Below are 23,767 nucleotides of genomic sequence, written 5' to 3' on the forward strand. Positions count from 1 at the left end.
TACCTGCAAAAACGAGCCTGCAAAAACCATCCGGCGGGCGCGTATCGTTAGCGCCGCACCCGGATGGCGAGTAGCAAAAATGAGCGAGCGCAGTGGCTCAGTTATAAAAGGCCGGGCGCTCGACCATAACCACGGCTTCAACCTGGTTGCTTTCCTGCGCGGCCACGGCCGCATCGGCGGCCACCGCAGCTGCGTAACCATCCCAGGAACTCGGTCCGCCCACGGTATCGTTTTCGCAGCCGCGAATGAAATCCTGCAGTTCAACGTCGTAGGATTCAATGAAACGATCTTTCCAGTCCACCAGGATTTCGTGGGACAGTTTGGCGCCCTTGCGCATCTGCAGGCTCTGGGGTTCCGGCAGGTTGGCAACGCCCTCCTCGCCCACCACCGAGCACTGGATGTCGTAGCCATACTGGCAGTTGACGAAGATTTCCAGGTCGATACGCACGCCCTTGAGGGTTTCGATCAGCAGGATCTGCGGGTCCGCCAGGTGCTCGAAACGGTTCTTGGTACGCCTTGGGTACACCACCTGCATGCTCTTGTAGTCGTCATCCAGCAGCCAGCGCAGCGCATCCAGTTCGTGGATGGCGGTGTCGACGATCGCCATGCTAGTGACATAGCGATCCGGCACCGTGGGGTTGCGGTGGGCGCAGTGCAGCATCAGCGGCTCGCCGATCTCATTGCTGTCGATGGCCTGCTTCAGCATCTGGTAGCCCTTGTCATAGCGACGCATAAAGCCCACCTGCACCAGGCGCTTGCCGGCGGCCACTTCCGCCTTGACGATATTGAGGCAACCTTCAGCCGTCACCGCCAGCGGTTTTTCGCAGAAGACGTACTTGCCGGCGGCAATCGCCGACAGTACGAACTCTTCGTGCGTCGGGCCCCAGGAGCAGACCAGAATCGCATCGACATTCTCTGCCTTGATCAGATCATGGCCATTCTCGTACACACGTGCGTCCAGGCCCAGGCGCTCGACCACGGCGTTCGCCTGTTCCAGATTGACATCATTGACCGCCACAATTTTGCCACCGGACAACGTCTGGGTGATTCTGCGAGCGTGATCTTCGCCAATTGCGCCTGTACCTATTACACCGATGTTAATTGTCATAGCGGACTCGTCACTGTTGGATTATTGGTATTTTTTTAAGCGTGCGGGCACCCGTTAGGGCGCCCATGTGGACCGGATGCATGGTGGATCTGTTACTTGAAATACTTGTCGACGTAGCGCTGCATTTCATCACGCATGTAGCGCGATGAGGCTTCGGCGCGTTCTTCCCAGGCGAACACGCAGCTCGACAGCACGCCGTCGAAGCCGATCTCGCTCAGGGTGCTGAAGAAGACATCCCAGTCGATCTCGCCTTCACCCATGTCCAGATGCTGATGCACCCGCGCCTGGGAGCCCGGCGGATTGACGATGTAGCGCAGATTCGACGAGGCCTTGTGATTGAAGGTATCGGCGACGCGGGCATGCACCAGAATGTCGCGGGTAGCGCGAATCGTCTCGGCCAGATCATCACCGTAATAGAAGGAGTGCGGTGCTATATAGGAGCACTTCACCGCCTTGGAATTGATGGTCTTGATGATATCTACCGCCGGATCCATGGTTTCAACCCAGTCTTCCGGGTGCGGTTCAACGCTGAGCGTCAGGCCTTCACGCTCCAGAATCGGCACCAGTACATCCATGGAGCGCCAGAAGGCATTCTCGCAGGCTTCAGCGCTATGCCGCCCTTCCCGGTCCGCGGCTGAACGCTCCGGCGAGGCGCCACGGCCGAATTCGGAAATCAGCAAGGGAGCGTCCATCTCGACGGCGATTTCGATGGTGCGCTTCCAGTTGTCCATCGCCATTTCCCACTCGTCCTGGTAAGGGCTGGACCAGCGATACATGGGCTGCAGTGTCGCCAGGCCCACACTGTGATCCTTCATCGCCTTCTTGAAGGCCTGAATGCGTTCGGGGTAAACACGCGGACGTGTCCACCACTGCAGAAAATCCGCCCGCGGCGACAGTTCTATATGCTCATAACCCAGCTCTGCCGTAAGGCGGCAGATTTCGGGCAACGACAGGTGGCGGTGCATGTAAGGATCAAGGGCGATTTTCATATTATTTTACCTATCAGCTTTATGACCCGACCTGAAACCCGAACATCCTGCGCCTGGGTAACCTGGATCGCGCCAAACAGAACAAACATACCGAAGACTATACTATTTAGAATAAATATTTCAATCATGGTGAAGTGAAAAAATGTCTTAGCTTGACTTACAACAATGAATTACTTTCATTTTCTGACAGTTTTAGCCTGATAAAAAGACCGCAACAAGACAATAGAAATGCCGAAATAGCCCTTTATTTAAAGCCACAAGGCTCTTTGACATAGTCTTTCATTTATCTCATCATGGCCTTTCAAATTAGAATAATAACGGTCAACCGCCATGTCCAACCGCATCACCATAGCCGCAGTGGCCCAGGCTGCCGGCCTGAGTGTCTCTACTGTAGACCGTGTGTTGAACAGTCGCGCGCCGGTCAAAAGCCAAACCGCCGAGCGCGTGCTGCAAGCCGCCAGGGCCACGGGCTACCCCATAGGCACCGACAGCACGCCCACAGAGACCCACGCCACAGAGGCATACCGACTCGGCTTCCTGCTGCAAAGCGCAGAACAACCCTTCTATAAAGAGCTGCAACAGCAACTCGAACAGGCACTGCGCAGCCGCAGCCTACTGACTCCCGGCAGGCTCAACAGCCCGGTCTTCGCCTTCACCGACGACACCAGTCCCAACGTCATCGCCCGTCAGATCGACAGCCTGGCAAACCAATGCGACGCCCTGGCGCTGACCTGCTACGAGCACCCCAGCATTATCCAGGCCATCGAGAACGCCGAAATCCGCGGCGTGCCAATAACCGCCCTGCTGTCGCCACTGGGCGCTGCCCCCAGACGTCCCTATATAGGGCTGGACAACCGCCGCGCCGGCCGTAGTGTCGGCTGGGCGGTCGCACAGCTGGGCCACAACAGCGGCAAGGTGGGCATCATGATCGGCCATCACCGCTTTGTCGGCCACGAGCTGCGCGACATGGGTTTTCGTTCTTACTGCCGCGAGCAGGCGCCTCAATTGACGGTGCTGGAACCCATGATCAGCCTGGACAATCATGAAGTGGCCTATCGCAATACCCGCCAACTGCTGGAGGACCACACTGATCTCTGTGCTCTCTATATAGCCGGAGGAGGCATGGAGGGCGTAATACGGGCACTACGCGACAGCCCGCCCGCACAACCCCTGTGCGTTATCGTGCAGGAGCTCACCTCAGACTCACGCCAGGCCCTGATAGATGGCGTTATCACCCTGGTGCTGGCCACCCCGCTGCGCCAGCTCGCCGGCGATACCCTCAACCAGATGTTGGCGGCTTTGGAACACAGGGACCACAGCGCCCTGCCCGCGCCCATCACAACGCCGGCCTTGCCCTTTATTCTGTACCACGCAGAAAATTGCTGATGCCGGAAACCCCTGAAAAGGCGCCAGAACGCCCGTATTACGGGGCCTTCAGCGTAACAGGGCACATAAATGGAACACTTAAATCAACAAATACAGAATATTTATTCCATTATCACTACCATTCGGAATATAAATTTCATAGAATCAGGGTGTGTTTGAAGCGATGTACACCCAAGGACACTGCGCTGCTGCATCAGTAAAGCACCGGGCATGAGCACACCGTAGCTCGTGACCCAGGCTTGGCCTGCAACGCAGTCATGGTGATACGGCTTTGACCGATAAAAAAAATATAAATAGCTGGCTGGAACGAATGTTCCAATTCGATCCAGACTGAAGTCCAATCAGGAGAAAGTCATGATCAGCACCAAAAAAGCTCTGCTCTGTGCCGCCCTCACCGCCATCATCGCCGCCCCAACAGCCATGGCGGACAGCCTTAAGATCGGCGTATCCATGGCACTGTTTGACGATAACTTCCTCACCACGCTGCGTAACGGCATCGAGAAAAAATCAGCCGAAGAAGGCGCCGAGGTTCAGATCGAAGATGCCAAAAACGAAGTCGGTACCCAGCTCAACCAGATTCAGAACTTCATCGCCTCCGGCGTAGACGCCATCATCGTCAACCCTGTGGATACCGATGCCACCGTGTCCATGAGTGACGACGCCGCCGCCGCCGGCATCCCTCTGATTTATGTCAACCGCCAGCCGATCAATATCGACATGCTGCCGACCAACCAGGCCTTCGTGGCATCCAATGAAGTGGAATCCGGCACCTACCAGACCCAGGAAGTCTGCCGCCTGATGAACGGCAAGGGCAAGGTACTGGTCATGATGGGCGAACTGTCCAACCAGGCCGCCATCCAGCGCACCAAAGATATCCACGATGTCATCGCCACGCCTGAATGTTCCGGCCTGGAAGTCGTGGCCGAACAGACCGCAGAATGGGACCGCACCAAGGGCAACAACCTGATGACCAACTGGATCGCCGCCGGTACCGAGTTCGATGCCGTCATCTCGAACAATGATGAAATGGCCATCGGCGCCATCCAGGCACTGAAAGCCTCCGGTCGCGACATGGACAGCGTCATCGTGGCCGGTATTGATGCGACCGCCGATGCCCTGGCCGCCATGAAAGCCGGTGACCTGGATGTGACCGTCTACCAGAGTGCCACCGGTCAGGGTGCCGGCGCCGTTGCAACAGCCATCAAGCTGGCCAAGGGCGAAACCACAGAACAGAAAGTCTGGGTCCCGTTCGAACTGGTAACACCGGCCAATCTCGACAAGTACCTGAAATAACTTTCAACCACACTCTTTAATCAATAATAAAATGGAGGGGTTGCGTTATGGTTAACGCATCACAGGTGGAAGCGGTGTCGTCAAGCAGCGCAATTCCTCAGGTAAAACCGTACGAATATGTGCTTGAAGTCGTCAATGCACGCAAAGAATTCCCGGGCGTGGTCGCACTGGACAACGTCTCTCTCAAGGTCCGCCCTGGTACCGTTCATGCCCTGATGGGCGAAAACGGCGCCGGCAAGTCGACCCTCATGAAGATCATCGCCGGTATCTATCACCCCGACGCCGGCGAGATCCGGCTGCGCGGTGAGGCGGTGCACCTGGCCACCCCACTGGCGGCCCAGGAAGCCGGCATCGCCATGATTCACCAGGAACTGTTGCTGATGAATTCCATGACGGTGGCGGAAAATATCTGGATTCGCCGCGAACCGCGCAACGCTTTCGGGCTGGTGAATCATGCCCAAATGCACCAGATGACCACCGAGCTGTTCGACCGGCTCAACATTACACTGGACCCGGACGCCGAGGTCAGCGAACTCTCGGTCGCCAACCGCCAGATGGTGGAAATCGCCAAGGCCGTATCCTTCAATTCCGATGTTCTGATCATGGACGAGCCCACCTCGGCCATCACCGAAAAGGAAGTCGCGCACCTGTTCGAGATCATCCGCGGCCTGCGTGAACGGGGCATCGGTATCGTCTATATCACCCACAAGATGAACGAGCTGTTCGAGATTGCCGACGAGTTTTCGGTGTTCCGCGACGGCCATTACATCGCTACCCACCTGTCATCCGAGGTGACCCGCGACGACATTATTCAGATGATGGTCGGCCGTGAAATCACCCAGATGTTCCCCAAGGAAGAGGTGGAAATAGGGGACGTGGTGCTGTCGGTGAAGAACCTGACCCTTGAAGGTGTGTTCCACGATGTGTCCTTCGACGTGCGCGCCGGTGAAATACTCGGTTTCGCAGGCCTGGTCGGCTCGGGCCGCTCCAACGTGGCCGAAACCCTGTTCGGTGTGACACCCGCCACCTCCGGCACCATCGAGATCAATGGCAAGAAGGCATCGATCCAGACCTCCCATGATGCCATCAAGCTGGGCATGGCATTCCTCACCGAGGATCGCAAGGAGACCGGCTGCTTCCTGCCACTGGATATCCAGGAAAACGCCCAGATGGCCGTCATCCACGATGATTTTGTGAAATATGGATTCGTGCAGGAGGCCAAGCTCGAAAAGGTCTGCCTGGAAATCAGCCAGAAGTTGCGCGTGAAAACGCCGAACATGCATGAATGCATTGAAAACCTGTCCGGCGGTAACCAGCAGAAAGTCCTGATCGGCCGCTGGCTGCTGACCAACCCCAAGATTCTGATCCTCGATGAACCTACCCGCGGCATCGATGTCGGCGCCAAGGCCGAGATTCACAGTCTGATCACGCAGCTGGCCCATAACGGGGTGGCGGTGATCATGATTTCATCCGAAATGCCCGAAGTACTGGGCATGAGTGACCGCGTGCTGGTCATGCACGAAGGTCACTGCACCGGCATTCTGGATCGCGCTGACGCCGATCAGGTAAAAGTCATGGATTTGGCTGCCCAATAATAAAAAACCCGAATATTGCACCATATCCGGGTTAACACCGCATCAGGAATATGAGAGGTCGATTATGACAACCCGAACTGCAACAGCGCCTAATGCCACTCTGGCAGCGCCATCCAAAAAACGTCTGCCCCAGGAAATCAGCATCCTGCTGGTTCTGTTCGGCATCGCCGCCTTCTTTGAAGTCCTCGGCTGGTTCCTCGTCGGCCAGAGCTTTCTGGGCAACATGAGCCGACTGCAGATCATCATTCTGCAGGTCTCGGTCATCGGCATCATCGCCGTGGGCGTGACCCAGGTCATCATCACCGGCGGCATCGATCTGTCATCCGGCTCAGTGGTCGCCATGAGCGGCATGGTCGCGGCAACCTTCGCCCAGGACGCCAACTGGCCGAAAATCATCCATCCGGCACTGGTTGACCTGCCCTGGTTCATCCCGCTCGCGGTGGGCCTGGCCGTCGGCGCGGCCGCCGGTTTTGTGAATGGCTGGCTGATCACCAAGACCAAGATTCCGCCCTTTATCGCCACCCTGGGCATGATGGTATCGGCCCGCGGTGTCGCCCGCTGGTACACCGATGGCAGCCCGGTATCCGGTTTCACCGAAAGTTTCGCCATGCTGGGTAACGGCATGGGCCGCTGGGCACCGGTGGTGATCTTCCTGGTCGTGGCCGTCGTGTTCCATGTGGTCATGCGCTACACCCGCTTCGGCAAGTTTACCTACGCCATCGGCGCCAACCCGCAGGCCGCCCGTGTCTCCGGTATCAATATTGAAACGCACCTGATCAAGGTCTACATGATTGCCGGTCTGCTGGCAGGTCTCGCTGCCATGGTCGCTATCGCCCGCATCAAGACCGCCCAGGCCGGCATGGGCCTGATGTACGAACTGGATGCCATCGCCGCCGCGGTTATCGGTGGGGTATCGCTGTCCGGTGGTCGCGGCCGCATCACCGGTACCGTGATCGGTGCGCTCATCCTCGGCGTGATGCTGTCGGGCTTCACCTTCCTGCGCGTCGATGCCTACTACCAGGACATCATCAAGGGAGCGATCATTGTTGTGGCCGTTGTGGTCGACATGCACCGCCAGAACAAGCGCAGCAAGAAGACCTGACGACCCGAACACAGCTGCCTGTAAAAAGGGGACCCTGACAAGGGTCCCCTTTTTTCGTTGTTGTCGGCACAAAAAGCCGCCTCCCCTTCGCAGACGCTAAACCAGCGGCGACAAAAAAGGCCGGTTAAAAAACCGGCCTTTTTAAATAGCTGTAGTACATAGCCGACAGCTAATCCTTTTTCAGATCCTGATTTTTGTCTTCCGGCTTTATTTCCTCAAAGGTATGGAAAAACATCCAGTAACAATAAAAAATAAAGCCCAGAGACACCATGCCCCAAAAGGGGCTATGGGTCGCCCACTCAAAAACGGACCACAAAATACAGAATACCGTTACAGCGATACGGCGCCACAGCGGCTGAAAAAAAACCAGATCCGTTTCTCTCATAAAGCGCACCCTACTCTGATTAACCCAAGTCGCCATTATAAAGCTCATGGGGGTCAATTTCATGGTTTGGCGCCGGCCTTTTACATAATATAGGCCACGCCAGACCATTAGCCGCTACTCGCTTGCCGGAAAATCCACCGGCAATGGCGCCGGGCGCTCGAACGTTGTTTTCAGCTCACAGAACTGGCGCGCCTTCGCCGACCAGAGCAGCCCTTCCATCAGCTCCAGTGAATGCAGTGCCATGGCACCGCTGGCCCGCTCCTCACGCTGCTGGCGGATCGCAAACGCCATATCGATCAGCCCGATACCACGGCTGTTTTCGGCATGACTGGTCGAGTTAAAGGGATGTTCGCAGGGCACCTCGATCCATTCGCTGCGAACCGCCGAATCCAGCCTGGGCATGCCCTGCCAGCGGTAATTGTCCCGTGTTCTGAGCAACACTTTGCCGCCAAACAGATTGGGCCCGTCCAGCGGATCTATATCGTTCATGCACAGGGTGCCTTTGGTGCCGTAGATTTCCATGCGTGGCAGCTCGGAATCCCAGACATCGAAGCTGGTGATAAAAGAGCCGATAGCACCGCTGGCAAACTCCATGGTCCCGGTGATATGGGTGTCTACTTCAACGTCGATCGTACTGCCACGCAGTGGTCCACTCTCCACGGGGCGGGTCGCAAAGGCTCGGCTGGACATGGCGCTACAATGCTTCACCGGGCCCAGCAACGCCAGCAGCGCCACAATGTAATAGGGGCCTATATCAAGCAGCGGCCCGGCACCGTCCTTGTAGATAAAGTCCGGATTAGGGTGGAACCACTCCTGACCGTGACTCACTACAAAAGCGCTGGCGCCAATGATATCGCCGATCAGGCCTTCATCCATCACCCGGCGGCAGGTTTGCAGCCGCCCACCCATAAAGGTATCCGGCGCACTGCCCAGGTATAGCCCCTTCAGTTTTGCCAGATCCATGATCTTCTGACTGTCGGCAAAATTGGCCGCCAGCGGCTTTTCGGTATAGACATGCTTGCCGGCCTGAAGCGCCGCCAGATTCAGCTCAGCATGCACTCCCGGCACCGTCAGGTTCAACAGGATGTCGATATCCGGGTCCGCCAGCAATTGCTCGGCGTTGGCATAGGCCTTTGGAATACCATGGGCCGCCGCCTTTTGCTGCGCCTTCTCCAGGCTGCGCCCGGCACAGGCCACCACTCGAACAATATCGCCGTAAAGTTTTAGATTGTTAATATAAACGTCGCTGATGTCGCCGATACCCAGCACGCCAACATTGAATACCCGGTTTTTGTCATTATTCATGGAGGATTCCTTATGATCTGAGGCTGTACTGCAGACTGCCAGTATAAAGTGACAGATAGCGATTGATAACAAAACCTGAAATTAATCAAGAATAATTTACAGGCACGGTACCTACAACCATCATTCATCAAGAGCGGGGCAGAAATGATAAATTGATAATCCCGGATGATGGAAGCAGCCGTGAAATGCAGCGCGGCGCACCATTACGGCCTTTTTAACCTGGCTGACAAATAGGCTCCCTCCCTATTTGCCCGTTATGTACAGGAAGTACGACAGAAAGATGCTCCTGCGTTTTCTGCATTCCCGCCATCCGTGGCGGTCGTATGCCGCACACGCATGGATGCGTATGTGCGGTCACCCCGGTTTAATAGTGGGAAATACCCTTAACAGCCTGCAAAAAAGAACAGTTTCAATATGCCAGCGCACGAGCGGGCGGCACGTCCGACTCTTGAGCCGAGCTCTGATAACAGCACCCGGGCACAGAACAGCCAAGCTCTTATAACGGCCTGCATTGTCGCGATCACGGCTCTTGCTGCGCAGCGAAACAGCCACGGCAATGAAAAAAAATATCCCAACGGGGGTCAACAGTCGGCGACCAATGAATTTAATGAAACAGTATTTTAATTTAATTGATTCGACGTACCGAATAGGCTTATGATGATGTCATTCCCGCCAGGAACTCGTCCTGGGCGGTACCCAATGACAGACCGGACAACAGAGGTAGGTGTTATGCAGGTTCGACAGAGCGTCCACAGCGAACACGCCAGACAAATGGGAACCCAGGACCTTCGGAAAAACTTCCTGGTCGAGGATATTTTTAGCGCTGAGCACTGCAGCATGACTTACAGCCATGTCGACCGGATCATCTTTGGCGGCATCATGCCGGTCGAGCAGACCCTCAGCTTTGCCCCCGAACTGGGCCAGGGCCTGGGTGTCGACTACTTTTTGCAGCGCCGCGAACTGGGTCTGATCAACGTAGGCGGCGCCGGTGTCATTAGGGTGGATGGCACCGAGTATGAGGTCGGACCGCGTGAAGCGCTCTATATCGGTCAGGGCGCCCGGGATCTCAGCTTCAGCAGCGTCGACCCGGCCCAACCGGCCAAGTTCTATTACAATAGCGCGCCGGCCCATACCGCCTACCCGACCCGCAAGATCACGCGCGAAGAGGCGGCGCCGGTCACGCTCGGTGATGCGGCCAGCAGCAACAGGCGCACCATCTTCAAATACATCGTGCCGGATGTACTGCCGACCTGTCAGTTGCTGATGGGGCTGACACAGTTGGAACCAGGCAGCTTGTGGAACACCATGCCCTGCCATACCCACGAGCGGCGCATGGAGGTTTATTTCTATTTCGACATGAATGCGGATACAGCCGTGTTCCACATGATGGGTGAACCACAGGAAACCCGTCATCTGCTGGTACACAACGAACAGGCCGTCATTTCGCCCAGCTGGTCAATCCATTCCGGTGTCGGAACCCAGAGTTACACCTTTATCTGGGGCATGGTCGGCGAAAACCAGGTGTTCAACGATATGGATCACGTCGCCGTAGGGGACTTGCGCTGACACCCGCCCCCGACACGACAGGAGACCTGCGATGATTTTGAATGCTTTCGACCTGCACGATAAGGTCGCGATTGTGACTGGCTGCAATACCGGCCTCGGCCAGGGCATGGCCGTCGGGCTGGCCCAGGCGGGCTGCCATATAGTCGGTGTGAATCGCAGCGATGCGAGCGAAACCCGGACCCTGATCGAATCGCTGGGGCGACGCTTTCTTGGTCTGCGGGCCGACCTTGGAAACACCGACGAACTGCCCGCGATCATCGACAGCGCCGTCAGCGAGTTCGGCAGGATCGATATACTGGTCAACAACGCCGGCATTATTCGGCGCAATGACGCGATCGATTTTTCAGCCAAGGACTGGGATGACGTGATGAACGTCAACCTGCGTACGACCTTTTTCATGTCGCAGGCGGTTGCGCGCCAGTTTATTGCACAGCGCAGCGGCGGCAAGATTATCAATATCGCCTCGATGCTGTCGTACCAGGGGGGTATCCGGGTGCCCTCCTATACCGCCTCCAAAAGCGGAGTGCTGGGCATCACCCGACTGATGGCCAACGAATGGGCCCATGAGAATATCAATGTCAACGCCATCGCCCCGGGCTATATGGCGACCAACAATACCCAGGATCTGCGCACTGATGAACAGCGCAATCAGGAGATACTTGAACGCATACCAGCCGCTCGCTGGGGCCAGCCGGATGACCTGATGGGCCCGGTGGTATTTTTGGCATCAAGGGCTTCCGACTATGTCAGCGGCCATACCCTCGCAGTGGACGGTGGCTGGCTGGCCCGCTGACGGGCTGTACAGGCCACTGTCGCCAGGACTCCGCCGCGCATCTGCCATCGCGCAAATGCCATTGCTCCGCACTGCATGCGGGGCTTTTTTATGTACAGGATGTACGGTTCCTGAAAACCGCTCCTGCGTTTTCTGGATTTCCGCCATCCCTGGCGGTCATGCCGCAGGCGCAGGGGCCGTTTTTTGCTCCCGGCAAAAACGCCATTCGGGCCATTCCTGGCCTTTATGCGCACGACTACATGGATGCAGGAGGTAGAGCGACGCAGGATGCCAAAGCCGAGGAGCGGCGATGTACTGATTGGCCGGACTGCCGTGAACAATCACCCCAGCCACTATCCGTCAGAACGGATAGTCGGGATAACCCAGCTGTTCGGAAATGGCGCGCGCCGAACGGTGCAGCATCGCCACATAGTCGGCATGCTGTTTTTCGTCGTAGCGCATCATGGGAAACGACAGACTGAGCCCTGCCGTGACCTGGCCGAAGCGATCAAACACCGGTACCGCCACACAGAGGAGCCCCTCTTCCATCTCCTGGTTGTCCTCGGCATAGCCCTGCTGACGAACCTGATCCAGCACCGGCATCAGCTGGTCGACGGACTGCAGTGTCTTGGAGGTAAACGGCTTGAACTCGACATCGGCAAGAATATCCCGCACCTCGCTCTCATCCCGCCAGGCCAGCAGTACCTTGCCGATGGCGGTGCTGTACAGCGGATTGCGCCGGCCGATGCGCGAATACATGCGCAGACTGTAGAGCGAATCGATCTTGTGGATATAGATGATGCTGTCTTCTTCGAGGGCCCCCAGGTGCACCGTCTCCTTCGTCTGCTTCGACAGCTCACGCATCTGGACATCGGCAAGGCGGATCAGGTCAACATTCTGCAGCGCCTTGGCCCCAACCTCGAACAGTTTCATGGTCAGCGAATACTTGTCGTTTTCGCCCTCCTGCTTGACGTAGCCGAGCGTTTTCATCGTCTGCAAGAATCGGTAAACGGTGCTTTTGGACATCAGCACGTGCTGTGAGAGTTCGGTGACACCGAGCTCCTGCTCGTTGCCAAGCGCCTGCAGGATGCCGAACACCTTCAGCACCGACGAAACAGAATCCGGGGTCTTGTCTACGGCAGCCATCAACAACCTCTCTGTTTTAATTAAATTGGAACATTGTGCCATTGTAAGAGCCAAGCGGTCTCAGATGCAATTGTCAGGAGTCGAGTGGTACCGATTGATCCGGTGCTTATAACGAAAAGAACTGAATCTATCGCCAACAAGGGCTTGTACCGAAAAAACAAAAATGAAATACTGTTTCTACTTTAAAGAAATACCATTTCTAAGAAAAATACCGGACTGCAGGAGCAGGCAACAGGCAACAAAGCCCCCGGGATGTCGAACCAGAAAGGGAGATACCAACCCAACTGCCCACCCCCAACCAGATGAAGCCATGAAATTCTCGATATAACACTAAGAACCTGAGGAAAGTAATCCATGAAATTGTTCACTCAATCCCTGCTGTCCTGCTGCCTTGTAACCACCCTTGCCTGCGGCACCCTCTTCTCGGCCAATACGTCGGCCCAGACCACACTGCGCCTGGCGTATGCCAGCAACAGTCAGCCGGTCAAGGACGCCCTTGCACTGTTCGGCAAACTGGTCGAGGAAAAGACCGACGGAGAGGTCAAGGTGATGTATTTCCCGGACAGCCAGCTTGGCGGTGAGCGCGAGCTCGTCGAGCTGACCCAGACCGGCGCCGTCGATATCACCAAGGTATCCGGTGGCCTGATGGAAAGCTTCTCACCGGTCTACGGCGTTTTTTCGATGCCATACCTGTTCGACAATGAGCAGCATTTCTACCAGGTCATGGATGATCCAAAGATCATGGACGGGGTATACCAGTCCACCAAAAACCTGGGCTTTGTCGGGCTGACCTGGTACGACTCGGGACAGCGCAGCTTCTATACCAAATCCAAACCAATCCAGACCCTGGATGACCTCAAGGGGATGAAAATCAGGGTCATGCAGAGCCAGACCGCCATCAGGATGATGGAGCTGCTGGGCGCAGCGCCGGTGGCCATGGGCCAGGCCGAAGTCTATACCTCCATCCAGCAGGGCATACTTGATGGTGCGGAAAACAATGAGTTCGCCCTGACCGTGGCACGCCATGCCGAGGTCGCCAAGCACTACTCGATGGATACCCACACCCGCATTCCCGATATCGTCCTGATCAGCTCGATGGCACTGGCCCAGCTCAGCGACTCGGAGCGTCAGGCTGTGTTCGAAGCCGCCCGGGAATCGACCGAGTTCGAAAAACAAGCCTGGAAAACGGCTATCGAACAGGCGCAGCAGGAGAGCCGCGATAAATTCGGCGTTGCCTTCTATGATGTGGACATCGCGCCATTTCAGCAGGCAGTGCAACCCATGTACGACGAGCTGAAGTCCGATCCGCAGCTGTACGGGCTGTATCAGCAGATCCGCTCGGTTGCTCAGAACTGAGGACAGTACCATGCACGGGCTGCGTACCTTTCTGGACAGACTGATTCAACTTTTCTGTATCAGCTTACTGGGTGTAATGGTGGCAGTGGCGCTTTGGCAGGTGGCGAGCCGATATGTTTTCGGCTCGCCCAGCACCCTGTCCGAAGAGTTTCTGCGTTTTGCGCTCATCTGGATTTCGATCATGGGTGCGGCTTATGTGGCCGGACAAAGCCAGCATGTATCGATGAGCTTGTTTGTTGATCTGATGCCACTGCGCGGCCAGCTGAAATGGGGCATGGCCATTCAGATCGTATTCCTGCTGTTTGCCGTGTCTGTCCTGATCATGGGAGGCGGACGTGCCGTTTCTATCTCGATGACACAGATATCGCCGGTACTCCAGATCCCAATGGGCCTGATCTATTCGGCGCTTCCGGTCTCCGGAGTCATCATTGTTCTGTACAGCCTGATCAATATTTTCGATCTGTACCGGACCTATCGCGTTCACGAGGATTAGCGACATGGTTCTTGAAGCAAGCTTGACCCTGATTCTCACCTTCGCGGTATTGCTACTGCTGAGTGTCCCGATCGGTATCTGTATCGCCGTCGCCTCCACCGCCACCATGCTGTTGATGATGCCGATGGACAGGGCGCTGTTTATTACCGCCCAGAAAATGGTCTCGAGCCTGGATACCTTTGCACTGCTGGCCGTGCCCTTTTTCATACTCTCGGGCGAGATCATGAACAATGGCGGTATTGCCGCGCGCCTGGTCAATTTCGCCAAGCTGTTTTCCGGCAAGATTCCGGGGTCACTCACCCATACCAATATCGTCGGCAACATGATGTTTGGCGCCGTGTCGGGCTCGGCCATTGCCGCCTCCACCTCCATCGGCGGTGTAATGGTGCCGATGAGCGAAAAGGAAGGCTACCAGCGCACCTTTGCTGCCGCCGCCAATATAGCGTCGGCACCGACAGGGATGCTGATTCCGCCGACCACGGCCTTTATCATCTATGCCCTGGTCAGTGGAGGCACATCCATTGCGGCCCTGTTCATGGGCGGCGCAGTTGCCGGCATCCTCTGGGGACTGGGCTGCATGGTCGTCGCCTATGTAGTGGCCAAACGCCACAACTATCCGATGGCGCAGGCCATAAGCCGACAGCAGGCCTGGCTGATTTGCCGTGAAGCGTTACCCAGCCTGTTACTGATTTTCATTGTGGTCGGTGGCATTGTGTTCGGCGTTTTTACGGCCATTGAAGCTTCGGCGGTGGCCGTTCTGTATACGGCGTTCCTGTCACTGGTGGTGTATAAATCAATCAAGTTAATTCAGCTACCGGCGATCATGATGTCCACCGTGCGCATGACCGGCATTATCATGTTTTTGCTGGCCGCGTCTTCGGCCATGTCCTTTGCCATGGCCTTCAGCGGACTGCCTGCTGTGATCAGTGAGATTATACTGGGCCTTGCCGACAACCAGATCATGGTACTGCTGATCATCAATATACTGCTATTGATTATCGGAACCTTTATGGATATTGGTCCGGCCATCCTTATATTCACACCCATATTGCTGCCGATCGCCACACAGATGGGCGTCGATCCGGTTCATTTTGGCGTGGTCATGATCTATAACCTGTCCATCGGCACCATCACACCGCCCGTGGGCTCGGGGCTTTTTGTTGGCGCCAGTGTTGCGCAGGTCAGAGTTGAAAGCCTGATCAAACCCTTATTGCCGTTTTATCTGGCCATCATACTGGTGCTGTTTGTCGTCACCTATATCCCCCAGTTGACGCTGTTTTTGCCGCAGCTGTTTGGGGTCTGATATCGCTCTGCATTTATAAACATTCACGATAGCCGGTTCTATGCCAGGTCAGCGCCTGTGTATAGCCGGGTACCCATAACAAAAACGCAATACAGCGGGAGACTGTGTTTCCATGAGAGTATTCAACGTTAAAGATAATCCGTTATTGTGCAAACCCGATTTCTTTATCAGCTACGACCAGCTCAAGGCGCTTATTCAAAAAGTCACCGACAACCTGGTCAACATTACCGACGAGAGCGGTGAGTTCCTGCTGCACCTGGACGATGGCCGCACCATCGATACCAAGGGATGGGCAGGCTGGGAGTGGACCCACGGCATCGGCCTTTACGGCATTTACCGTTATTACGAACAGACCAACGACACCCGGGCACGGGACATCATCGACCACTGGTTCAGCGCGCGCCTGTCAGAAGAACTTGCGACCAAGAACATCAACACTGTCTGCCCCTTTCTGACCCTTGCCTATCGCTACGAGGAGGACGGCAACAAGAGCTGGCGGCCCTACCTCGAAGCCTGGGCCGAATGGGTCATGTACGACATGCCCCGCACCGAACGGGGCGCCCTGCAGCATATCGTCTACAACAGCGAAAACCACCAGCAGATCTGGGACGATACCCTGATGATGAGCGTTCTGCCGCTGGCCAAGATCGGCCAGTTGCTGAACCGTCCGGAATTTGTCGAAGAAGCGAAATACCAGTTCCTGCTGCACACCCAGTATCTGATGGATCGGGAAACGGGCCTGTGGTTCCACGGCTGGACCTTTGAAGGCAAACACAACTTCGCCAAAGCCCGCTGGGCCCGCGGCAACAGCTGGCTGACGGTCGCCATTCCGGATTTTATCGAGCTGCTCGACCTGCCGGAGCACGACGCCACCCGCCGCTACCTGCTCCAGGTGCTACAGAGCCAGGTCGAGGCGCTGGCCAAATGCCAGCATGAGTCGGGCCTCTGGCATACCCTGCTCGACGATCCCGACTCCTATCTCGAAGCCTCGGCCACGGCGGGATTTGCCTACGGCATTCTGAAGGCCGTACGCAAGCGCTACATCGACAAGTCCTATGCCCCACTGGCGGAAAAGGCCCTGCGCGGTGTCATCAGCCACATCAATCCGGACGGCGAGCTGACCCAGGTCTCCTTCGGCACCGCCATGGGTGAGGATCTGGACTACTACCGCAATATTCCCCTGACCTCCATGCCCTACGGTCAGGCCATGGCCATACTCTGCCTGTCGGAATACCTGCGGGTCTATCTGTACCGCTAACACAGACCGAACCGGCCAGGAGCGCAACAAGGTGCGCTCCTGCATTATCCAGCCATACACCAAAAACCCTGCCGTACTCCCGTACCGGCAGGGTTCACTCTGTTCAGCGTCAAAAGTTTCCCAGTAGCCTGAAGCGCTAAATGCCTGCCTGGGAGGCCGCAGCGATGCCCGGCAACGTGACATCGTGCGGCACTATAGCCCCGCGGTGCTGAATCACGGTGCCCGCCAGACGGTGTGCCAGCCGGGCACTGTCTTGAGCCGCGAGGCCTGCCAGGCGTGCCGCCAGGTATCCGGCGTTGAACGAATCACCGGCGCCTGTCGTATCAATGGGCCTGATCCCCACCTCGGCGGGACTATGCAGGCGCTCGTGACCCCTGGCAACGATGCAGCCGTCGGCGCCCTGCTTCACGACCACCTCGACGGCCCCCTGCTGCTGCCAGTGCTCGATCACCTGTTCGGGCTGATCGTAACCATGCAACATACCTTCGTCGTCCAGGGTCGTCAGTACCGTCGCACCACAGGCGACCAGGGTGTTCATCGCCACAGAGGCCTGCTCTTTCGAGCCCCACAAGGCGGGCCGAAAATTCGGGTCGAACGCCAGCAGTCCCGTGCGTTTTTGCAGACAGGCAACCAGACGCTCGCGGGCTGATTCCGGCAGTATCGCCAGGCTGATACCGGACAGGTAGACCGCATCGAACCCCGCCAGACTGTGCAGAATCTCGTCCGCCCCGGGGCCATCCAGCAAGGCCCGGGCGGCTGAACTATCGCGCCAGTAATGGAAAACACGTTCACCCTGACTGTCGTTCTCGATCATGTAAAGACCGGGGCGGCGCCCGTTCAGCCGGCGTACCAGTGATGTATCAAGACCGGCACCGCTGAAGTGCCTGCACATGGCCGCGCTCAGGCGATCGTCCCCTAGCGCCGTGACATAACTGACGCTGGCACGATCACCCAGCAGGCGCTGCAGATAGTAGGCGGTATTGTAGCTGTCGCCGGCGAAGCCCTGGCGATACTGATCTGCGCCCTGGGGCGCCAGTTCGATCATGCATTCACCGATACTGGCGATTCGAAGGGCATTGGTGGTCATATTGGAACTCCCCTGTCTGACATATTGAGACAGATGCACAGGCTGCGCAGCGATGGTTGTAAAAAACCGGGTCCGCTGGCGTCAACCTTCAGCAAAACCCGGCACAGCGACCATATTCACATAATCAAAACATTGTTTCAATTTATAAAAAACACATTGCCGAATTATGCATTGCTGCCAACCCCTGCAGGCAAATGCAGCCGGGGGAGGCAACCTACGCAGCCCCGCCGGTCATTCAAACGCCAATAAAATTTTTATTTCCAACGCAATTAGAACTTCAGGCAGCAGCCTGCAAGCTGACGGAGAACCGCAGGGCATTCAGCATCTTCAGAAGCACGTTCCGCCGATCCGGCCTTGATGGGAGGGTATCTTGCTGCAACGGGCGATCCACGCCGATCTTTCCCGAACCTTGCTACCTGCCTTGTCCGTTCACCAATTCCCGCCAGCGATGGCAATAATCGGCCAGTCCTGGCATTTCAGGACGCTCGACAGGTGCCGCCAGCGCCGCGCCGGCCCAATCACAGCCCGGTATCACCTGGGCAGCGCCCTGGGTCGTGCCGGTGCTGTCCTCGCTGGCACGCACCTGCTGATACGGGCGCAGCGACTGCAGCACACTGAGGTAGACGGCATTGCGGGCGAAACTGCCTTCGACAAAAATATCACCGGCGCTTTGCAGCCGGCTCAGGCAGTAATCCGTAACCTGCGCACAGTACAGCGCAGCCAGTGCCGTACGCTCCCGCGCGTTTAGACTGTCCGCGGGCCCGATCACCGCGCCCTGGCGATCCCGGAACGGACCACCCTGGCTGGAAAATGACGGCAGCGCGAAAACACCCTGCTCCAGCACCCGCTGCAGGTCGGCCAGATCACAGTCATCGGCATCACGCAGCAGCTCCCATTCCCGCCCCCCCATGAAACGGATGCAGGGCACCGGGTCACCAAAGGCACTGACATTGGCCAGCATGTCGTCCTGCTCTCTCAATCCCTGCAGGGGAGCACCGATGCCGGCCATTACGGTCCAGGTGCCGGTGGATATGACGGTAAAGGGCACCTCGAGATGGCGCAGATAGGGCACCAGAGACGCATTGCTGTCGTGGATGCCGTTAATCACCTGGCAGTCGGCCGGCAGGCCCAGCTCGCGGGCCAGTTCCGGCAGCACCGGGCCCAGCACCTCGCCGGCCCTGAGCAGCGGTGGAAACAGCCCCTGCCAGTCCAAGCGCTCAACCAGCGACGAGTAGCGCTGCCGTTGCGGCTGCCACAGGTCGGTATGGCAACCCAGCGATGTGACTTCGCTGGCCGCGACGCCGCTCAGGCGCCAGCCCCAGTACTGCGGGTACATCAGAATGGTATCCACGCGGGCAAAGTCATCGGGCCTCGTGTGCGCCAGCCAGAACAGCTGTCGCCCCAGATTCAGCCCGCAGCCCAGCGCAGGACTCAGGGTCTCTTCGTAGTCCGGGCGCACAGGGTCATAATCGGCACTTGTCTGTTCACACAGATCCGACTCGTAATCCAGTACCGGCAGCGCCGGCGAGTGACCGGCCAGACAGACAGCGGTCGCACCGTGCGTCGTGAAGGTCAGAAAGCGCACCGCATAACGCCGGCCCAGCTGCACAATGCCGTCGCAATACCAGCGCCAGATACCCTCGATATCGGCCTGCGGGTAGGGCTCGGCCATGATCACGTCATTGCTGCGCCGCAATGACTCGAGCAGCGTTCCGGTCATCGCATCCAGGGCGCAGAGTTTGACATTGGTCTTGCCAATATCCAGTACCACGATAATCGCTTGCATGCTCACTCCAGATAGAACATCGGCTGCAACGCCATGGCCAACGGCTCATGGCTGCCAGGCTGCGTTTCCATCAGCGGGCTCATGCTCTCCCACCAGCGCTGCATCACCGGCTCCAGCCTGAGGGACACTGCATCGAAATGGCCCGCCGTGCTGAAATGCGCGAACAGTTGCAGCGTCTGCGGCTGCAGATAGATGTGATAATCACCGATGCCGTAGCCTTTCAGCAGGGCTGTCAGTTCCGGCCAGATGTCATCATGACGCTGCCGGTAGTCGGCCTCACAGCCGGGTTTTAGCTGCATGACAAAGGCATGGTTCATGGTGCGGGCTTCCTGTTTCTGAATTTTTTCAGCAGCACCGGTGTGGCGATAACCCCAATGAGCATGCCACCGATGATAATGGACATCACGATGCCCGGCACGTTGATCAGCCCCAGTCCGAAGGTCACCAGCCCCATCAGGAACACGGCAATGAAGACACCGGCAATGGTGCCGGAGCCGCCCATGATATTGACGCCGCCCAGCACCACCATGGTGATAATGCTCAGCTCCCAACCCAGGGCAATGGTCGGACGGGTACTGCCCAGGCGGGATGTCAGCAGAACCGCGGCCAGGCCACAGACCAGACCCACCAGCACAAACAGAATCAGGCGATGACGTGCCACATTGATGCCGGAATAGAAGGCAGCAACCGGGTTATTGCCAATGGCATAGGTACGGCGGCCAAAGTTAGTTTTGTGCAGCAAACCGTAGAACAGCAGTGCCAGCACCAGGAACAGCACGAATTCGAAACTGAACATGGCATAGACATACCCCTGACCGAAATAGGCGAAGTCCTGCGGATAATCCTTCATCACGGTATCGCCCAGCAGTATGTAGCTGATGCCGCGAAACAGGCTCATGGTGCCGATGGTCACGACGATGGAGGGGATTTCGAACCGGGTCACCAGCAAGCCGTTGATCAGGCCGCACAGCAGGCCCACTCCCAGACCCGCCAGCATGATCAGCGATGAGCCGGCGCCGGTCTGCGCCACGAACCCCATGGCCACCGAGGCCAGCGCGATGATGGAGGCGATCGACAGATCAATTTCCCGGCTGATGATCAGCATGGCGACCGGCAGCGCGACTATGGCCTTCTCGACAAAATTGAAGGTGGCATCAGACAGGTTCCAGGGGTCCAGAAAATAGGGCGATGCCAGGCTGTTGATCACGAACACGGCGGCCGTGATGAGCAGCAAAAAGAACTCCCAGGAAAGCAGTCGATACGACAGGCTGACCCTGGGCAACAAGGGCTTGTGCATTAATTTTTCCATCGCAGGCGATCCTGTTGTTATTTTAGTGGGTCTGTAAGGCCGCTTTTTTCAGAATGATGCGTCCGGTCTTGCGTTCGCTCTTGGCGTTGGCGATCACCGCGATCACAATCACGGCGCCCGATACCGCCATCTGCCAGAACGGCGAGACGCCGATCACCGGCAGCGCATTGTTGATGACGCCCAGAAAGAGCGCGCCCAGCACGCAGCCCTGCACCGTGCCGATACCACCCATAATGCTGACACCGCCGATTACACAGGCCGCAATCACCTGCAGCTCGAAGCCGGCGGCAACATCCACATAGGCCACGGCGTAGCGCGATACCCACAGATAGCCGCACAGCCCCGCCAGCAGGCCGGAAATGCTGAAGGCGACAAACTGCAGCCGACCGACCTGGATACCGGTATAGAAGGCGGCCGTCGGGTTATTGCCCGCCGCATAGATTTCACGCCCCAGCCGCCGGTGGCGGGTAAAGTGCGCCATCAGCACAATCACTATCACCGACACCCAGGCCAGCACCGGAATGCCGAGCAGCTCTGAACGCGGAATGCTGACAAAGGCGGCGCTCATTTCATGGGCATTCACCCAGGCACCGTCGCTGAGCAGAAACACGATGCCGCGGTAAATACTCATGGTACCCAGGGTTACCACTATGGCCGGAATCCCCAGCTTCCACACCAGCGCGCCGTTGATCATGCCCAGAATCAGACCCAGCAGCGCCCCGGCCAGCACCAGCACGGGCACCGCAACATCCGGGTAGGCGCTGTTGAGCATGGCCACCACCATGCCGGTCAGGGCGAGGTTGGCGGCCACCGACAGATCAATGCAGCGGGTCAGTATCACCAGCATCTGCCCCAGCGCAAGGATGATCAGGATCGAGGTGTCGTTGTACACCGCCAGCAGGTTCGAGGGCAGCAGGAAGTCCGGCATCACCAGCCCCACCATCAGGGCCAGCACGATGATCAGCACGGCCAGCAACACTTCACGATTTTGCAGTAATGTCTTCATCGATAACCTCCCCTATCCGCCGGTCGCCGCAGAGACGATACGCTCGGCGGAAAATTCATCGCGCTTGAACTCGCTGACCATCAACCCCTCGTGCATGACGATCATCCTGTCCGACATGCCCATGACTTCAGGCAGTTCCGATGACACCATGATCACCGCCAGACCGTCCTGCACCAGTTCGCACATGAACGCATGGACCGCCGCCTTGGAACCAATATCGATACCCTTGGTCGGTTCGTCGAGAATGATGACCTTGGGCTTGGTCGCCAGCCACTTGCCGATAACCACCTTCTGCTGGTTGCCGCCGGACAGGTTGCCCACCTTCTCGCGCCAGTCAGGTGCCTTGACCTGCAAGCGCCGCGCGTAGCTGTCGGCCAGCGCATATTCGGCCCTGTCGTTCAGCACGCCACTGGTGTTGATGGTGCTCAGCTGCGGCAGGCCAATGTTCTGATAGATTGGCAACTCCAGCACCACGCCCTGCGCCTGGCGCTCCTCCGGCACATAGACGATGCCGGCCTTGATGGCATCGGCGGGGGATCGGATGGTCACGGCCTGCTGCCCGATCTCGACCTCGCCCTGCACGCCTTTGGATACCCCGAACAGGGCCTGCATCAGCTCTGTTCGTCCGGCACCCACCAGACCATAAAAACCGAGGATTTCACCCTCATGCAGGTCAAAGCTGATAGCGTCGAATTCAGTCGGATGACGCAGATTGCGCACCTGCAGCACCGGCTCGCCAATGGTGGCATTCACTTTGGGATACACCTGCTCAACGGTACGGCCCACCATCAGGGTCACAAGCTGCGCTTCGTCAACCTCATCGATCCTGCCGTCGGCCACATGGCAGCCATCGCGGAAGACCGTGTAGCGATCGGCAATGGCGAAGATTTCATCGAACTTGTGACTGATGAACATGATGGCGCAGCCGGCCTTTTTCAGCCGTCGCACGATGCCGTAGAGCTCTTCGATTTCGTGGTGCGACAGTGCCGCCGTGGGTTCATCCAGGATCACCACCCGCGCCTCGAATGACAGCGCGCGGGCAATGGCTACCATGTGCCGCTGGCCGATACTCAGAAATTTCAACGGGGTTTTTGGGTCAACCGGCGCTTCAATATCCTGCAGTATCTGCTGCGCCCGTGCATGCATCAGCGGCCAGTCCAGCCGACCGGAGCGCGCATGGGTGAGGTAATGGCCGGCGAAGATGTTTTCCGTCACGCTGAGCTCGTCAAACAACACCGTTTCCTGGTGAATCGCGGTAATCCCCAGGCTGCGCGCGGCTTCCGGCGTATCCAGCGATATCAGCTCACCGCCAAATCGCAGTTCACCGTCATCCGGCTGATAGATACCGGTCATGGTCTTGACCAGGGTCGACTTGCCAGCGCCGTTCTCGCCGATCAGCGCCGTTACCTGCCCGGGGTAGAGGTCCAGCTGCACCTGATCGAGTGCCTTGACACCCGGAAAGGATTTGCTGACGCCTCGCAAGGAAAATAGAGCGTGAGATTCAGGCATGGTTATTTCTTCT

At 57.5% G+C, this 23,767-nt stretch carries 21 protein-coding genes; 10 read left to right on the forward strand and 11 right to left on the reverse strand.

Going from position 1 to position 23,767, the window contains the following annotated elements:
* Window positions 1-97 precede the first annotated feature (97 nt).
* Window positions 98-1,108: a bifunctional inositol 2-dehydrogenase/D-chiro-inositol 1-dehydrogenase gene (gene iolG / locus MRS74_RS14735; RefSeq protein ID WP_254581037.1), complete on the reverse strand. Its 1,011-nt coding sequence runs from the start codon at window positions 1,106-1,108 to the stop codon at window positions 98-100.
* Window positions 1,109-1,200: 92 nt separating this feature from the next.
* A complete protein-coding gene (locus MRS74_RS14740; protein ID WP_254581038.1) occupies window positions 1,201-2,097 on the reverse strand; it encodes a sugar phosphate isomerase/epimerase family protein in 897 nt (298 codons plus the stop codon).
* A 330-nt stretch (window positions 2,098-2,427) separates the two neighbouring features.
* Between MRS74_RS14740 and MRS74_RS14745 the strand changes: the two genes are divergently transcribed.
* From MRS74_RS14745 to MRS74_RS14760, 4 genes are all read left to right on the forward strand, one after another.
* Window positions 2,428-3,483, forward strand: a complete 1,056-nt coding sequence (locus MRS74_RS14745) for a LacI family DNA-binding transcriptional regulator (protein ID WP_254581039.1) — start codon at window positions 2,428-2,430, stop codon at window positions 3,481-3,483.
* A gap of 354 nt (window positions 3,484-3,837) precedes the next feature.
* Window positions 3,838-4,776 (forward strand): sugar ABC transporter substrate-binding protein, encoded by a 939-nt coding sequence (locus tag MRS74_RS14750; RefSeq protein ID WP_254581040.1) that lies wholly within the window; start codon window positions 3,838-3,840, stop codon window positions 4,774-4,776.
* Between the two features lie 47 nt (window positions 4,777-4,823).
* On the forward strand, window positions 4,824-6,371 hold the full coding sequence (locus MRS74_RS14755; RefSeq protein WP_254581041.1) for a sugar ABC transporter ATP-binding protein: 1,548 nt from the start codon (window positions 4,824-4,826) through the stop codon (window positions 6,369-6,371).
* Between the two features lie 64 nt (window positions 6,372-6,435).
* On the forward strand, window positions 6,436-7,473 hold the full coding sequence (locus MRS74_RS14760; RefSeq protein ID WP_254581042.1) for an ABC transporter permease: 1,038 nt from the start codon (window positions 6,436-6,438) through the stop codon (window positions 7,471-7,473).
* Between the two features lie 169 nt (window positions 7,474-7,642).
* Here MRS74_RS14760 and MRS74_RS14765 read toward each other — a convergent pair whose 3' ends face one another.
* Window positions 7,643-7,921: a hypothetical protein gene (locus MRS74_RS14765; RefSeq protein WP_254581043.1), complete on the reverse strand. Its 279-nt coding sequence runs from the start codon at window positions 7,919-7,921 to the stop codon at window positions 7,643-7,645.
* 51 nt (window positions 7,922-7,972) lie between these two features.
* Window positions 7,973-9,163, reverse strand: a complete 1,191-nt coding sequence (locus MRS74_RS14770; RefSeq protein WP_254581044.1) for a Gfo/Idh/MocA family protein — start codon at window positions 9,161-9,163, stop codon at window positions 7,973-7,975.
* A 729-nt stretch (window positions 9,164-9,892) separates the two neighbouring features.
* On the opposite strand from MRS74_RS14770, the gene kduI reads away from it, so the two are divergent.
* Window positions 9,893-10,729: a 5-dehydro-4-deoxy-D-glucuronate isomerase gene (kduI, locus tag MRS74_RS14775; RefSeq protein WP_254581045.1), complete on the forward strand. Its 837-nt coding sequence runs from the start codon at window positions 9,893-9,895 to the stop codon at window positions 10,727-10,729.
* A 31-nt stretch (window positions 10,730-10,760) separates the two neighbouring features.
* Window positions 10,761-11,522: a 2-dehydro-3-deoxy-D-gluconate 5-dehydrogenase KduD gene (gene kduD / locus MRS74_RS14780; RefSeq protein ID WP_254581046.1), complete on the forward strand. Its 762-nt coding sequence runs from the start codon at window positions 10,761-10,763 to the stop codon at window positions 11,520-11,522.
* Window positions 11,523-11,861: 339 nt separating this feature from the next.
* On the opposite strand, the gene kdgR is transcribed toward kduD, so the two are convergent.
* Window positions 11,862-12,647 carry a DNA-binding transcriptional regulator KdgR gene (gene kdgR / locus MRS74_RS14785; RefSeq protein ID WP_254581047.1) on the reverse strand — a complete coding sequence of 262 codons (786 nt, stop codon included), beginning with the start codon at window positions 12,645-12,647 and terminating at the stop codon, window positions 11,862-11,864.
* A gap of 354 nt (window positions 12,648-13,001) precedes the next feature.
* On the opposite strand from kdgR, the gene MRS74_RS14790 reads away from it, so the two are divergent.
* The 4 genes from MRS74_RS14790 (at window position 13,002) to bglB (ending at window position 17,057) form a co-directional block, all read left to right on the forward strand.
* The gene (locus tag MRS74_RS14790) at window positions 13,002-14,003 is read left to right on the forward strand and encodes a TRAP transporter substrate-binding protein (RefSeq protein WP_254581048.1); all 1,002 of its coding nucleotides are present in this window, start codon (window positions 13,002-13,004) and stop codon (window positions 14,001-14,003) included.
* A gap of 10 nt (window positions 14,004-14,013) precedes the next feature.
* Window positions 14,014-14,496 carry a TRAP transporter small permease gene (locus MRS74_RS14795; protein WP_254581049.1) on the forward strand — a complete coding sequence of 161 codons (483 nt, stop codon included), beginning with the start codon at window positions 14,014-14,016 and terminating at the stop codon, window positions 14,494-14,496.
* Window positions 14,497-14,500: 4 nt separating this feature from the next.
* Complete coding sequence (locus tag MRS74_RS14800; protein ID WP_254581050.1) at window positions 14,501-15,799, forward strand: TRAP transporter large permease; 1,299 nt, start codon at window positions 14,501-14,503, stop codon at window positions 15,797-15,799.
* A gap of 112 nt (window positions 15,800-15,911) precedes the next feature.
* The gene (gene bglB, locus MRS74_RS14805; RefSeq protein WP_254581051.1) at window positions 15,912-17,057 is read left to right on the forward strand and encodes a beta-galactosidase BglB; all 1,146 of its coding nucleotides are present in this window, start codon (window positions 15,912-15,914) and stop codon (window positions 17,055-17,057) included.
* 136 nt (window positions 17,058-17,193) lie between these two features.
* Here bglB and MRS74_RS14810 read toward each other — a convergent pair whose 3' ends face one another.
* From MRS74_RS14810 to MRS74_RS14835, 6 genes are all read right to left on the reverse strand, one after another.
* Entirely contained in the window at window positions 17,194-18,144 is a 951-nt protein-coding gene (locus MRS74_RS14810; protein ID WP_254581052.1) for a sugar kinase, read from the reverse strand.
* Window positions 18,145-18,556: 412 nt separating this feature from the next.
* Window positions 18,557-19,930: an FGGY-family carbohydrate kinase gene (locus MRS74_RS14815; protein WP_254581053.1), complete on the reverse strand. Its 1,374-nt coding sequence runs from the start codon at window positions 19,928-19,930 to the stop codon at window positions 18,557-18,559.
* 2 nt (window positions 19,931-19,932) lie between these two features.
* Entirely contained in the window at window positions 19,933-20,247 is a 315-nt protein-coding gene (locus tag MRS74_RS14820) for an L-rhamnose mutarotase (RefSeq protein ID WP_254581054.1), read from the reverse strand.
* Window positions 20,244-21,239: an ABC transporter permease gene (locus MRS74_RS14825; protein WP_254581055.1), complete on the reverse strand. Its 996-nt coding sequence runs from the start codon at window positions 21,237-21,239 to the stop codon at window positions 20,244-20,246. The genes MRS74_RS14820 and MRS74_RS14825 overlap by 4 nt, the downstream gene beginning before the upstream one ends.
* 22 nt (window positions 21,240-21,261) lie before the next feature.
* The gene (locus tag MRS74_RS14830; RefSeq protein ID WP_254581056.1) at window positions 21,262-22,245 is read right to left on the reverse strand and encodes an ABC transporter permease; all 984 of its coding nucleotides are present in this window, start codon (window positions 22,243-22,245) and stop codon (window positions 21,262-21,264) included.
* 12 nt (window positions 22,246-22,257) lie between these two features.
* Window positions 22,258-23,754, reverse strand: a complete 1,497-nt coding sequence (locus MRS74_RS14835; protein WP_254581057.1) for a sugar ABC transporter ATP-binding protein — start codon at window positions 23,752-23,754, stop codon at window positions 22,258-22,260.
* Window positions 23,755-23,767 lie beyond the last annotated feature (13 nt).

The organism is Marinobacterium sedimentorum, assembly GCF_024267675.1.
Classification (GTDB): Bacteria; Pseudomonadota; Gammaproteobacteria; order Pseudomonadales; family Balneatricaceae; genus Marinobacterium_A; species Marinobacterium_A sedimentorum.